General features: G+C 54.0%; 8 protein-coding genes. 7 read left to right on the forward strand and 1 reads right to left on the reverse strand.

The features are described from left to right. The first annotated feature begins 18 nt into the window (after positions 1 to 18). From E1N14_RS06040 to E1N14_RS06065, 6 genes are all read left to right on the forward strand, one after another. Positions 19 to 3,072 carry an EAL domain-containing protein gene (locus tag E1N14_RS06040; RefSeq protein ID WP_062793827.1) on the forward strand — a complete coding sequence of 1,018 codons (3,054 nt, stop codon included), beginning with the start codon at positions 19 to 21 and terminating at the stop codon, positions 3,070 to 3,072. 53 nt (positions 3,073 to 3,125) lie between these two features. After that, positions 3,126 to 4,394, forward strand: coding sequence for a DEAD/DEAH box helicase (locus E1N14_RS06045; protein ID WP_062793828.1), 1,269 nt, complete (start codon positions 3,126 to 3,128; stop codon positions 4,392 to 4,394). A gap of 87 nt (positions 4,395 to 4,481) precedes the next feature. Next, positions 4,482 to 4,829: a hypothetical protein gene (locus E1N14_RS06050; RefSeq protein ID WP_051547119.1), complete on the forward strand. Its 348-nt coding sequence runs from the start codon at positions 4,482 to 4,484 to the stop codon at positions 4,827 to 4,829. Positions 4,830 to 5,225: 396 nt separating this feature from the next. Then, positions 5,226 to 6,359 carry a CobW family GTP-binding protein gene (locus E1N14_RS06055; protein ID WP_062794004.1) on the forward strand — a complete coding sequence of 378 codons (1,134 nt, stop codon included), beginning with the start codon at positions 5,226 to 5,228 and terminating at the stop codon, positions 6,357 to 6,359. 176 nt (positions 6,360 to 6,535) lie between these two features. Further along, the gene (locus tag E1N14_RS06060; RefSeq protein ID WP_062794005.1) at positions 6,536 to 7,894 is read left to right on the forward strand and encodes an MATE family efflux transporter; all 1,359 of its coding nucleotides are present in this window, start codon (positions 6,536 to 6,538) and stop codon (positions 7,892 to 7,894) included. Positions 7,895 to 8,031: 137 nt separating this feature from the next. Next, the gene (locus E1N14_RS06065; RefSeq protein ID WP_062794007.1) at positions 8,032 to 9,321 is read left to right on the forward strand and encodes an NAD(P)/FAD-dependent oxidoreductase; all 1,290 of its coding nucleotides are present in this window, start codon (positions 8,032 to 8,034) and stop codon (positions 9,319 to 9,321) included. 63 nt (positions 9,322 to 9,384) lie between these two features. On the opposite strand, the gene E1N14_RS06070 is transcribed toward E1N14_RS06065, so the two are convergent. Next, positions 9,385 to 10,401 carry a LacI family DNA-binding transcriptional regulator gene (locus E1N14_RS06070; RefSeq protein ID WP_025011427.1) on the reverse strand — a complete coding sequence of 339 codons (1,017 nt, stop codon included), beginning with the start codon at positions 10,399 to 10,401 and terminating at the stop codon, positions 9,385 to 9,387. A 483-nt stretch (positions 10,402 to 10,884) separates the two neighbouring features. Here E1N14_RS06070 and E1N14_RS06075 point away from each other — a divergent pair, with 483 nt between their 5' ends. Continuing rightward, the gene (locus E1N14_RS06075; protein ID WP_062794006.1) at positions 10,885 to 13,518 is read left to right on the forward strand and encodes a TonB-dependent receptor; all 2,634 of its coding nucleotides are present in this window, start codon (positions 10,885 to 10,887) and stop codon (positions 13,516 to 13,518) included. Positions 13,519 to 13,692 lie beyond the last annotated feature (174 nt).

Below are 13,692 nucleotides of genomic sequence, written 5' to 3' on the forward strand. Positions count from 1 at the left end.
TCACAGGCTTGGGGGCAGATGGAGCAGAGCATTTTCCTTCCTTTGGCACAAAATGCCGCATTTTTGCTGGCATTGGTGTTTATTTATGATGCTATTCCCAGACAGCAGCAGCGGGAGTACTTCCTGCTGTGGCGTTTGTTGATTGGCGTCATTATCGGTGGCATCTGTATTGCGGTGATGCTTACCCCCTGGAGCTACGAGCCGGGGATCTTCTTCGATAGTCGCTCTGTACTTTTAAGTATCTCAGGCCTGTTTTTCGGCGGCCTGCCGACCATAATCGCCTGCGTGATTACCGCCGCTTTTCGCATCTATCTCGGTGGCGGTGCTGTTTGGGTTGGTGTTGGAGTGATCTTCTCCAGCGGCTTGATAGGCCTGTTGTGGCGCAAACGGCGCAAGCAATCCCTCGCCGATATAGGCTACCCGGAGCTGGCCGGCTTTTCCCTGTTGGTACATCTGGTGATGCTGGCCTGGATGTTACTGCTGCCCTGGGAAACCGCCAAAGGGGTGCTTGCCAGTATCAGTTTGCCTGTGCTGACCTTGTTCCCACTCACCAATGTGTTGCTGGGGCGCTTGCTGTCGCGGCGGCTGGAATTTGAGCGCGACAACCGCATTCGGCTGCAGGATGACTTTCTGTTTCGCTCCCAGTTCCATGTGGGCAACATAGGGATTTCCATCACCTCGCCGGATCAACGCTGGCTCAAGATAAACCCCCACATGTGCCGGATGTTAGGTTACACAGAGCAGGAGTTGTCGCAGCTGACCTGGTCTGAGCTGACCCACCCGGATGATCTGCCCGCCGATATGGCGCAATTCAGGCGGATGCTGGATGGTGAAATCGACGAGTATGAGATGGAAAAACGCTTCGTCTCCAAGCAGGGGCAGTATGTCTATACCCATATGACAGTGGCCTGTCAGCGCCATCATCAGCAGGTACAGTTGGTGATAGCCGGCTATATCGATATTACCTCGGCCAAGTTGGCCGAGCAGGCGATTGCCGCCAGTCGCGATCAGTTGGAGCTGGTGCTGCAAAGCGGTCAACTCGGCTTCTGGGACTGGGACCCAGTCAAGGATACCGTAGTGCGCAACAAACGCAGTGCCGAAATTCTCGGCTGCTCCCTTAACAATCTCAACGACAACAAACGCCTGTGGCTTGATGGTATTCATCCCAAGGACAGGGCCTGGGTACTGCGCTCCTTGGATGAGCATCTGGCGGGCAAAACCGAGCAACACAAGGTGCAGTACCGGCTGATCCGTCCGGACGGCGAACTGCGCTGGGTGCAGGATACCGGCAAGGTGGTCAGTCGTGACGAGAAGGGCAGGCCGCTCAGGGTTTGCGGCGTGCATGTGGATATTACCGAGCAAAAACAGCTGGAAGCCTCACTCAAGCTGGCGGCTTCCGTCTATGAAAATTCCAGCGAGGCGATGAGCGTGCTGGATGATGTCGGCACCATAATGACGGTCAATTCGGCGTTCAGCGCCATCACTGGGTATCAGCCACAAGATGTGCTGGGCAGTAACATAGATATGCTCAAGTGCGACGACCATGATGAGAGGTTTTACCGTGAGCTGAATCATGCTCTCAGCCACAAGGGGCGCTGGCAGGGAGAGATGTGGCTGCGCTGCAGTGATGGCCGCAAGATAATGATTTGGCTCAGCATCAATACCATTCACAGCACGGATGATACCCCACTGAGAAGGGTGGCGTTGTTTTCCGATATCACCGACAAGAAGCAGAATGAACGTCTTATCTGGCGTCAGGCCAACTATGATGCCCTGACAGGTTTGCCGAACCGGCGCATGTTCACCGAGCATCTTGGCAATGAAATCCGTAAGGCCAAGCGCCATGGCCATGGTTTTGCGCTGCTGTTTCTGGATCTGGATTTCTTCAAAGAGGTCAATGATACCCTCGGCCATGACATGGGTGACTTACTGCTGGTGGAAACCTCGGAGCGGCTGCAGGCCTGTGTGCGTGAGTCCGACGTGGTGGCCAGACTCGGCGGCGATGAGTTCACCTTGCTGCTCTCGGATGTGCAGGATCATAACGGGGTCGAGCGGGTTGCCAACCATATTCTCAGCAGTCTGGCCGAGCCCTTCAAGTTGGGCGATGAAACCGCCTTTATCAGCGCCAGTATCGGCATTACCCTGTATCCCGATGATGGCCAGACAGTGGAGTTGTTGCTTAAACATGCGGATCAGGCTATGTATGCCGCCAAAGATCAGGGCCGCAACCGTTTCAACTATTTCACTGCTTCTATGCAGGAATACGCCAGATATAGGATGCGACTTATTCAGGATTTGCGTCAGGCATTGGAGCGGCGCGAATTCGAGCTCAGGTTCCAACCCATAGTCGAGCTGGGCAGCGGTAAGGTGTTCAAGGCCGAAGCCTTGCTGCGCTGGAATCACAGTGAGCGCGGCAGTGTCTCGCCGGCTGAGTTTATTCCGGTGGCAGAAGACACAGGGCTTATCTTTGAAATCGGTAACTGGGTGTTTGAGCAGGCGGCGCGTCAGAGTGCCGCCTGGCGCGAGGCTTATGGGAGCGAGGTGCAGATCAGTATCAACAAGTCGCCAATCCAGTTTCGCGACGAAGGCAACCGCTTTGCCGAGTGGCTGGAGTTGCTGACAAGTCTGGGTGTCTCTGGCTCGGGGATCTGTATAGAGATAACCGAAGGCCTGTTACTGGATGCCAATATGGGAGTGACCGAAAAGCTGTTGGCCTATAGGGATGCCGGCATTCAGGTGTCTCTGGATGACTTTGGCACCGGCTATTCCTCCCTGGCTTATCTGAAGCGGTTTGATATTGACTATCTCAAGATAGATCAATCTTTTACCCGTAATTTGGAAACAGATGAGAGCGACTTGACCCTCTGTGAAGCCATCATAGTCATGGCACACAAGTTGGGGATGAAGGTGATAGCCGAAGGGGTGGAGACAGCCGGTCAGGCCGAGATCTTGACCCGCATAGGCTGCGACTATGCTCAGGGTTATCTCTACTCCCAGGCGTTGGATATCGAAGGCTTTGAGCAAAAATATCTTGGCAAGCATCAGGTCATAGGTGGTGGAAATGCCAGCTGATAACTTGTGTTTGCGGTATACTCGCCGACCTTTTTATGTTTCAGGTGTTGAAGATGCAGTTTTCTGAAACCCAGCTGCCGGGAGCGCTGCTCGAAGCCGTTGCCCAGTGCGGCTATCGTGAGTTGACGGCGGTGCAGCAGCAGGTATTGCCGGCGGCATTGGCCGGACGGGATATTATGGCTTCGGCCCAGACAGGCACAGGTAAAACCGCGGCCTTTGGCTTGCCGCTGTTGGCCGCCTTGATTGATGAGTGGCAGCAACAGGGGCTCGCTGAGCCTGAGTATGGCGCCGCTCCCAGAGTGCTTATCCTGACACCAACCCGCGAGCTGGCGCAGCAAGTGGCGACTCAGTTGGGTAAATACGCCGCCCATACTCCATTTCGCATTTTGGCCATTTTCGGCGGCGCCAACTTCAACCCTCAACGCAAGGCGATAGCGGCCGGTATTGAGGTGCTGGTGGCGACGCCGGGGCGGCTGTTCGATCACCTGAGCCAAGATCATCTCAAGCTGGATAAGGTTAAGGCCCTGGTGCTGGATGAGGCCGACCGCATGTTGGACCTGGGGTTTTTGCCGGATATTGAGCGCCTGGGGCGCTATCTGCCAGATGGGCATCAGACCATGCTGTTTTCGGCGACCTTCCCCGAGGCGGTCAAGCGCCTCGGGCACAAGCTGCTCGATAAGCCAGAATGGTTTGAAGTGGATAAAGAGAGCCGCACTCAGGCGCAGATCCAGCAAAAGGTGTATCCGGTGGACTATCGCCGTAAAGCCGAGTTGCTTGCCGAGCTTATTGGTTGCAACAACTGGCAACAGGTGTTGGCCTTTGTCAGTACCAAGGAGAGTGCCGAGCAGTTGCAGCAAGAGTTAAAACTCGACGGCATCAAGAGCGCCTGTTTTCACGGCGACAAGACTCAGGGCGCCCGCAGCCGCGCTCTGGCGCAGTTCATCGATGGAGAGATTAGGGTATTGGTGGCAACCGATGTCGCGGCCCGAGGCCTGGATATTCCGGCCTTGCCAAGGGTTATCAATCTCGAGCTGCCATCGCAGGCTGATGACTATATTCATCGCATCGGCCGTACCGGCAGAGCAGGGCGCAGCGGCGAAGCCATCTCTTTGGTGAGCCCGGCCGAAGAGCAAAAACTGGCTGAAATAGAAGCGCTGCTCGGTTACAAGCTGCCAAGAGAAGTACTGCCAGGTTACGAGAAGGGCGCGCCGTTGCCGGAGCGCTATTTACAGTCTATAGAGAAGCCCCGACCTGCCAAGACTCACAGAGGCCATAAACCCGGCCGCAAGGGTCCGCTTCCCAAAGGCCCAAGACGCAGATAATGCAATCTGCCCTGCTATACTCAATGCGTTGCCTCGGTATGCCGTCAGCAGCGCAACCCGTTAACTCGAGCGTTAAAGGAGATGAGTATGTTGCGAAAATTAGTGATCTTGCTGTGGTTGAGTATGCTTGTGGCTTGCAGTTCCATTCCCAAAGACTGGTCCGGTATGAGTTCAACCGAGATAGCCTCCTGGAAAGAGGCCGGCTTTGACTCCCGAAGCGCCCAGCAGTGGCATGTTGCCGGATTTGATGCCTCAAGCGCAGGCGCCTGGCAGGCACAGGGCTTTAAACTCCAAGATGCCAAGGCATGGAGCAAGCAAAACTTCACCCCGGTTGAGGCCAAAGGCTGGCGTGCCGGCGGCTTTGACATGGAGGATGCCATGAAAAACCGTGCCAAGGGGCTGACACCGATAGTGGATCACGAACTAAAGCCTTAGGGAAGGTGCGAATAAGTCCTCGCGGCACTCTGGCTTACACAGCAATTGGCGTTCAAGGCATCTGACTGAAGGCATGCTGGGGCCTGTCAAAGTCGGATAACGCAGAGAGCCGGTTGCTGTGTAAGCCCCGAAGGGCGTGGCTTACAGACCTGCCTGCTGTGTTGTGCTTCTTGCAAAGGACTAAGGCCATTTACTGCGAACCACGCCTTGCATCCAGGCCCGTAAGCCGACGCAGAGCACGCATGGGACTTGTTCGCACCTTCCTTAGCAGCGGTCAGGTATACAGAAATGGGCGCGAATAGCGCCCATTTTGCATCTGTTTACAATTTCGAGCTAACTCTTTCCCTGCTTGGGTTACACTCTGCTGCCTCAATGCTGTAAAGAATGGAGTCACAGATGATCCTCAAACCCGTCGCCACCAATCTGATCACCGGCTTTCTCGGCTCAGGCAAAACCACCTTTATTAAGGCGCTGCTGGCCAATAAGCCAGCTGGCGAGACCTGGGCGGTATTGGTCAATGAGTTCGGTGAAATTGGAATAGATGCCGGCCTGATGGGCCAGAGTGACTCCGGCGTTGTCATACGAGAAGTGCCCGGCGGCTGTTTGTGCTGCGCCGCCGGGGTGCCGACTCAAGTGGCGGTGACTCAGCTGCTGGCCCGGGCCAAACCCGACAGATTGCTGATAGAGCCCACCGGCCTTGGTCATCCCAAAGAGATTTTGAAAACCCTAAGCTCGAAACAGTTTGCCGAAGTGCTCAGCATCAAGGCCAGCATCTGTCTGTTTGACCCGCGCAAACTCAGTGACAAGCGCTATACCGAACATGAGAATTTTCTCTCCCAGCTGCAGATAGCCGATATCCTGCTGGCCGGCAAGCAGGACCTTTGGCAACAGCAAGAGCCAATGGTTCTGCCTGGGGGGGAGCCGCAAAGTGCAAAAGGTAATGAGCCGGAAAGTGATCAGGAGAGTAAGCGGCTAGCTGCACACTTGAGGGAACAAATAGCCGCCTTTATTGCCGCTCAGCAACTGCAAGGGGAGCTGTTTTACTGGTCCAAAGAGCAGAAGCTCAATGATGAATTGTTGCGGGCGCTGGCTCGGCCGGCAAAGGCCAATTTGAACACTAAAGCCACTCCCTTAGGCGCCGGGCTGCTGCGGCAAAATGCCGGTGTGTTTGCCATCAAGCCACTTGATGCCGAGCCGCAGAGCCCGGAAGCACCCGAGTGGGACGCTCGCGGCATAGTGTTCAAAAGTAATAAAGGCGAGGGCTGTTACAGCTATGGCTGGATCTTTACTCCGGATTGGCTGTTCGATCTCGAGCGCCTCTATCGCTGGGCCAAGGCACTCGATGTGGTGCGACTAAAAGCTGTGATGATCACCAAAGACGGCATAGCGGCGCTCAATATGCTCGACGGTGAATTGAGCGTTGAAGAGCTCGATGATGCCATGGACTCCAGGCTGGAGATCATCAGTCGCGCCCCTTTGCAGCCTGAATCTTTGGAGCAGCAACTGCTCGCCATGAAAGTCGCCGAATAACGCCCTATTCAAGGCTGTGGCATCCAGGCTGATAACTCGGGTACAATCCGCCATCCACTTTTTCCGAGGTGATTGATTTCGGAGTGCCAATTTGAATGGAGGCCGAGCTGGCGCCTCCTAATATGGCCTCTGATATCGAACTTATGGTTTAACACCTTTGATGTTGAGAAAGCGTCATGACCCCAAACAGCCCACAGACTGAGCAGGATCTCGCCTTACTGCAGCAACCTGTCAGTAAACTCTTTTGGCGTTACACAGTCCCCACTGTGATGTCCATGTTGGTGACCGGAATTTACGTCACCATAGACGGGATGTTTATCGGCCACTACCTGGGGGAAACGGGTCTGGCGGGTATTATGCTGGCTTACCCTGTGGGCGCCATTCTCTATGCGCTCGGTGCGCTTTTGGGCATGGGCGGCGCCGCGCTTATCTCCATCAATCTTGGCCGCGGTGATGTTGCCAGGGCCAGAAAAATTCTCGGCAATACCTTCAGTCTTTGTCTGTTGAGTGCATTGGTGGTGTCGCTTGCCGGAACCATGCTGACCGACGACATTCTGCGCTGGCTGAAAGCCGAAGGTGAGGTCTATGAAGGCGCCTACCAATACCTGTTCTGGTACTTTGCCTTGGGCATTTTCCCCATCATCTCCATGGCCTTCTCGGCGCTTTTGCGTAACGACGGTCGCCCCAGTTTCGTCACCTGGATCCTGGTGTTTGGAGGCGTGCTTAACACCCTGCTGGATTGGCTGTTTATTGTGGTCTTTCCATTCGGCCTTGCCGGTGCCGCCATTGCTACCATGTTGTCCCAGGCGGTTACCGGCGGCCTGTGTCTGCAACATTTCTTTGGCAAGCGCACTCGGCTCAATATCGACTGGCAACAGATGAAACTGAGCCTGGAGCTGGTTTGGGAAATCGTCAAGCTGGGGATGCCCAGTTTCCTGATGAATCTCTACCTGTCGATTGTATTGACCATGCATAACATGGCGCTGCTCTGGACAGGCACATCGCTGCATGTGGCCGCCTATGGCGTGGTGAGTTATACCGAAGCCCTGTTTTATTTTGTGTTTGAAGGCATAGCCCTCGGCACACAACCCATTCTCAGCTTCAATGCCGGTGCCGGCCGATATGACAGGGTCAAGCAGACCGCCAAAATGGCATTTTCCGTCACCTTAATCTGCGCCTTGCTGGGCTTGGTGCTTATCTACAGCCGCCCGGAATGGATGGTGTATCTGTTTGCCGGTGACAACCCGACCCTGGCCCCGGTTGCCATTGAGGGCATGTATCTCTATTTCTGGGGCTTGCCGATGGAAGGCTTGATTTTGGTGGGAGCCAGTTTCTTCCAGGCCATCAATCGTCCGGCCGAGGCCTCGATACTCACGGGCAGCAAGTTGTTGCTGATAGGCCTGTTCCTCTGGGTGTTTGCCTGGGCCTTTGGCGTGCCGGGCGTGTGGATCTCCTTGGCATCCTGCAGCAGCCTATTGTGTCTGTGGATGTTCTACAGTTTGAAGCGCACCAAGGTGGCATTACACCAGCCTTGAGCGACAGGAAATGATGGCAAATATTCACCTGCATCAGTGATATATAAAGAAATATTAATTTAGAACTCAGGTTATTTTTGAGCAGGATCATGTTATAAAAGACTATCTTGCATTAGTTCATACTCTTGGGGGAATTTGTGACCGGTAAGCGGATTTTAATTGTGGGCGGCGGCGCCGGAGGATTGGCGCTGGCTTCCAAGCTGGGACGCAAATTGGGCCTGAAGGAAGAGGCTGAAATAACCCTGATAGACAAGAGTCCGGTACATATCTGGAAGCCCAAACTGCACGAAGTGGCCGTTGGGGTGATAGATCAATCGGTAGAAGGCTTGCTGTATCGCGACCATGGCCTGAAAAATGGCTATCGCTTCCTGCGCGGTGAAATGCTGCAATGCGATCCCGAGGCCAAGACCATCACCCTGGCCGGAGTCAGTAATGATGACGGCGAGCAGATTATCGCCGAGCGTGAGTTGCCCTATGACTATCTGGTGATTGCCATCGGCGGGGTGGCCAACAGCTTTAACACCCCGGGTGCCAAAGAGCACTGTATCTTCCTCGACAGTCTCGACAGCGCCAATCAATTTCACCACAAGTTGCTGGACAACCTGTTACTGCTGGATGAAACCAGCAAAAAGCTCAGTATCGGCATAGTGGGCGCCGGCGCGACCGGGGTTGAGCTGGCCGCCGAGTTGCATCATGTGCTGGACTCGGTCAAAGAATACGGTTACCTCAATGTCGACAAGCATCATCTGGAAATTCACCTGATTGAGGCGGCGCCCAAGATATTGCCGGCTCTGCCGGACAAGGTGAGCTCCAGAGCCCAGTCTGTACTGGATCATATCGGGGTACGCTTGCACATAGGAGTGCAGGTCAAAGAGGTGACCAAGCAAGGCTTTATTACCCAGGAAGATGTGCTGATCCCTGCCGGGCTTAAGGTGTGGGCCGCGGGCGTCAAGGGGCCGGATGTACTGCAGCAGTTTGATAAGTTGCCGGTCAATAACCGTAACCTTATCGAGGTCGATGCCTGTATGCGGGTCAAGGGCCACAAGGATATCTACGCCTTGGGCGACTGCGCCTTTTTGGTGCAGGACAACGGCAAGCCTGTGCCTCCCCGGGCCCAAGCCGCATCGCAGATGGCGGAAACCCTGTATAAAAATATTCTCAACCGCTTGAAGGGCAAGGCAGAAAATCCTTTTGTCTACCGCGACTATGGTTCATTGGTGTCACTGAGTCGTTTCTCGGCGGTGGGCAATCTGATGGGCAACCTGAGATCCGGCTCCCTGTTTATTGAGGGTTACGTGGCGCGGATGATGTACATGTCTCTGTATCAACGCCATCTGGCGAGTTTGTACGGTTGGTTTTCGGCATTGGTGTATCGTCTGGCACAGCGGCTGCTGAAATGGCACAGGCCCAAACTCAAGCTGCACTGATAAAGTGATTTTGAATCTTATCGCAAAGGCGCTCTGTAGAGCGCCTTTTTAGTGGCTGGAATTTCAGCTTGCTTGCACCCTGGCGCTCGAGTCTCTGATAACCGGCTCTGGGGTAAAGATTTCGGCGCGAGCGCTCTGCTCACGGCGATTGGCGATCAACAGCTCGGTAGCTATCTGGGCAATCTTGCCGTTGGGCTGATGCACTGTGGTCAACTTGGGCCAGGTTTGGCGTGAGAAGGGACTGTCCTCAAAGCCGACAATCGAGAGCTCGGTGGGAATATCCACCCCTTCCAGCCTGGCGGCAAACAGGGCTCCGGCGGCGATTTCGTCGTTACAGGCCACTATGGCGCTGGGCCGGTTAGCCCCTTTGAGCAGCTTCTTGGCACCTTCAACTCCGGATTCAAACGAGTATTCACCCTCGACAATCAGCTCGGGAGACTCGTCCAGGTCGTTATCCCTCAAGGCCTGACGATAACCTTCGAGACGCTCCTTGGTGGATTGGTGATGATAGTCGCCGCTGAGAAAGGCGATCTGCCGATGCCCGAGATCGATAAGATGTTGGGTAATGGCCACGGCGCCGGATCTGTCGTTAACCAATACCGCCAGCCCGGTATCGGCCTTTACTCTGTCACCTGCCATGATGCGAACATAGTTGGCGCCTATGGCATCCAGGGCGGAGAGTACCTTGGGGTCTTCCGACAGCGGCGGCGTCAGTACCAGTCCGGCCAGGCGGGCATGTTTCACCATAGTGGTCAGTTGTTCACAAATACCATCGGCCTTGGCATCACAGGGGTGGATCAGCAGCTCATAGCCCTTGTCCCGACAAGCGGAGAGAATACCGTTCTGCATATCGATAATGTAGTAGGCATTGGGGTTGTCATAGACGAAGCCTATAACATAAGAACTGGTGGCAGCCAGGTTGCGGGCAGCTAAATTCGGTTGGTAATTCAACGCCTTGATTGCAGCATTGACCTTGTCGATAGTGGCCTGTTTAACCGAAGGCTCATTATTGGTGACCCGGGATACTGTCTTGATGGAAACGCCGGCATATTTAGCCACGTCATTGATGGTTACTTTCATTCAACTTAGTCCGAGATGTCAGGCGAATACTCACAGCCAGCGGGGGCCGGAAGCGGCATGGCCGCTTGTCGAGCATCTTATACTGCTGACTTTTAGCCAGTTTGGCAACGCAGAATTTAGGGAAGGTGCGAATAAGTCCTCATGGCCTTCTCTTTTATAGAGAGTGGCTTGCACAGCAATTAGCTTTCGGCGTTATCCGACTTCCTTAGTGATTAGGTCATTATATAAATTCGTTTCCCGCTATTGTTAACGCCCTTGGTTACACAAACTTCTGCCTGGACAGTTTTTAACCAGAATAAAAATCTGTTTTCTCCCATTAACACAGCAATATGACAGTTTTTATTCACTCTGGCGTTATTTTGTTGTGGCAAGACTGTTAATTATTGTGTAATGTTTATCCCCAGACATGACAGCGTTGTCATTCTCTTGAAGGGAATGGTTATGGCAACAAAAAAGATAATAAAGTGATGGAAGGGAAACGAGATGCGAACATCTACCTTTAAGAAAACTGCCCTCGCTGCAAATATCGCTATCCTCCTTGGGGGAGCGGTATCTGTTGGCGCGCTGGCTGCCGAGGCAGCAGATAACAACAGCAACGAAACTGCCAATATTGAAAAAATTGAAGTCCGCGGCATGCGTGCCTCGATGAAGGCTTCGGTCAATACCAAGCGTTTTTCAGATGCCGTGGTCGATGCGGTAACTTCAGAAGATATAGGTAAATTCCCCGACAGTGATGTGGGGGAGTCTCTGGGACGTATTCCAGGGGTTGCCGTTAACCGCCAGTTCGGTCAGGGGCAACAGGTCTCTATTCGCGGCGCCTCGGCGCAGCTGACCAGTACCCAGCTTAATGGCCACTCGGTAGCTTCTACCGGTTGGTTCGATCAGCAGGCCATCGACCGCAGTTTCAACTACACCTTGCTGCCGCCAGAGATGGTGGGCTCGATTGAAGTCTACAAATCTTCCCAGGCCGATATTGCCGAAGGGGGCATAGGCGGCACTGTCATCATCAACACCCGCAAACCGCTGGATTTGGATGCCAACTCGGTTTTCCTGAGCGCCAAAGGGGACTATGGTAGCGTCTCGGAAGAGATAGATCCTGAAGCCTCCGGTCTCTACAGCTGGAAAAACGAAGATGAAAACTTCGGTGTATTGCTGGCAGGTTCCTGGAGCCAGACGGACTACCAGCGCAATGGCATCGAAACCCTGCTTGGCTGGGGTGAGATAGTGCCAACCACCTTCCAACAGGATCGTGAGCGCACCGCAATCAATCTGGTGTTGCAGTATCGTCCCACCGACAGACTGGAATTGGGGCTCAACTACATGAATCTGGAGCTGGACGCCAACAACGCCAACACCTCCATCTTCCTGTTTCCCACTCAGCGAGGCGACTACACCTGTGAACAGGTCAATGCCGCCGGCGTTTGTACCAAGATAAATCACAGCGATCAGGGCGGTTTTGCCTGGGCACAAACCTGGGCCCGTAAGGCGAGCATGAGCTCGGATACAGTGGATTTCAACTTCAACTATGAAGCGGATAACTTCACCGTTGAAGGTCGCATAGGCCGCACCGAAGCAGAGGGCGGTACCGACTTGACTGCCAACTATGGCAACTCAATCGGTGTCCCGGCTGACTTTGCCGGTATCTATGACGCCACCGGCGACAAGATCAACATCGACATCGCCAACAAGTATTTTGAGGCCGGTGACTTTAACGACCCATTGGCCACTGCCGGCTGGGCGCTGAAGAAGCAGCCCAACACAGATGAAGAAACCTTCGCTCAGTTGGACTTCAACTTCCCGGTAGCCTGGGGCGTTATCAGTGCCATCAAGACAGGTGTGAGCTATGCCGATCATGAAGTCACCCAGATGACAGATGCGGCGATAGTCAATGACGCCAAGGTACTGACCAAGGACGCTTCTGCCTACTACAATGGCACCATGTCATCCGGCGCCGGTTTCACTCTGCCTGAGCCGATATTTGATGCCATGATTGCCGATGCCTATGCCGCCATCGATGGCTTTACCGTCGACAAGTCTGGTTACGGTACCATCCAGGAAGAGAACCTGGCTCTGTACGCCATGGCTACTTTTGCCGGGGAAGGATTCCGCGGTAACTTCGGTTTCCGTTACATCTCTACCGACATTGAGTCTGACTATTACGCGCTTAACGATCAGGGCCAGTTCGCCGATGATCTGAGCACAGACAAGTCCAGCTATAACGATGTACTGCCGAGTGTTAACATCGCCTTCGACTTGAGCGAGGATGTGATACTGCGCGCCTCAGCCGCTCAGGTGATCTCCCGCCCCAACTACGCCGAGCTGTTTGCTACCTCGACCCTGCCGGGTTACAACGACGGTACACCTTTTAATGAAAAGCTGGTGCGTGGCAGTGTGGCGCTGGAACCATTCAAGGCGACCCAGGCCGACTTGAGTCTGGAGTGGTACTTCAGTGATTCGGGCCTGTTTGCCGCCACTTACTTTATCAAGGATGTCAGCTCCTTTATCACCACCAAACAGAAGCTGAATCAGCAGATAGGTATTGAAGATCCCAACCTGGTAACCGAAGGTGAAAGTTCTTGTGGCGTAGGTATCTATGACTGCTGGACTGTGAGCGAGAAGTACAATGCCGACGGCGGCAGCATAGATGGTATCGAGCTGCAACTGCAGGACTCCTTTGACAATGGTTTGGGTTACTCAGTGAACTACACCTTTGCCGATGCATCCTCTCCGGCAGAAAACTATCCTGATCGTGTGGGCGTGTTCTCTGACTCATCCAAGCATACCGTCAACCTGGTAGGTTACTATGAGATGGACGACTTTAGCGCTCGTCTGGCCTATAACTGGCGCTCCGAGTATATGATGCGCGAGCTGCCTGGCTTCTACGGTAACCGTCAGCACGAGTCTTACGGGACCTTGGACCTCAGTGCCAGCTACTCGGTAACCGACTATTTGGATATCACCTTTGAAGCGGTCAACATCACTGAAGAAGACAGCATACAGACGGGTGTTTCCCCAATTAGTGCAGAGGATGTGATCAGCGAGTTCAAGGCCGATTACCCAGTGTGGAGCTTTGAAGGCGAAGCCAGATATAAAGTAGGTGTAGCCCTGCGCTTCTAAGTACAGGTCTTTATCTTCGATACCAAAGCCGACCCCAGGGGCGGCTTTTTGCATCAGCTCCCTGAGCGCTTTCCCTGTATCTTTATAAAAATCTTCCTCGGCAAGTCACAGTTTCGCCAGTGCCAGGGAATTAAGTGTATGTTTGCTGACATTTCAGAAACTTCAAGTAACGTA

The sequence above is a fragment of the Shewanella algae genome (genome assembly GCF_009183365.2).
Classification (GTDB): Bacteria; Pseudomonadota; Gammaproteobacteria; order Enterobacterales; family Shewanellaceae; genus Shewanella; species Shewanella algae.

Bases quoted from the DNA above. Each gene is read 5' to 3' on its own strand.
- E1N14_RS06045 (WP_062793828.1), top strand. From the start codon at position 3,126: ATGCAGTTTTCTGAAACCCAGCTGCCGGGAGCGCTGCTCGAAGCCGTT.
- E1N14_RS06040 (WP_062793827.1), top strand. From the start codon at position 19: ATGGAGCAGAGCATTTTCCTTCCTTTGGCACAAAATGCCGCATTTTTG.
- E1N14_RS06075 (WP_062794006.1), top strand. From the start codon at position 10,885: ATGCGAACATCTACCTTTAAGAAAACTGCCCTCGCTGCAAATATCGCT.
- E1N14_RS06055 (WP_062794004.1), top strand. From the start codon at position 5,226: ATGATCCTCAAACCCGTCGCCACCAATCTGATCACCGGCTTTCTCGGC.
- E1N14_RS06060 (WP_062794005.1), top strand. From the start codon at position 6,536: ATGACCCCAAACAGCCCACAGACTGAGCAGGATCTCGCCTTACTGCAG.
- E1N14_RS06050 (WP_051547119.1), top strand. From the start codon at position 4,482: ATGTTGCGAAAATTAGTGATCTTGCTGTGGTTGAGTATGCTTGTGGCT.
- E1N14_RS06070 (WP_025011427.1), bottom strand. From the start codon at position 10,401: ATGAAAGTAACCATCAATGACGTGGCTAAATATGCCGGCGTTTCCATC.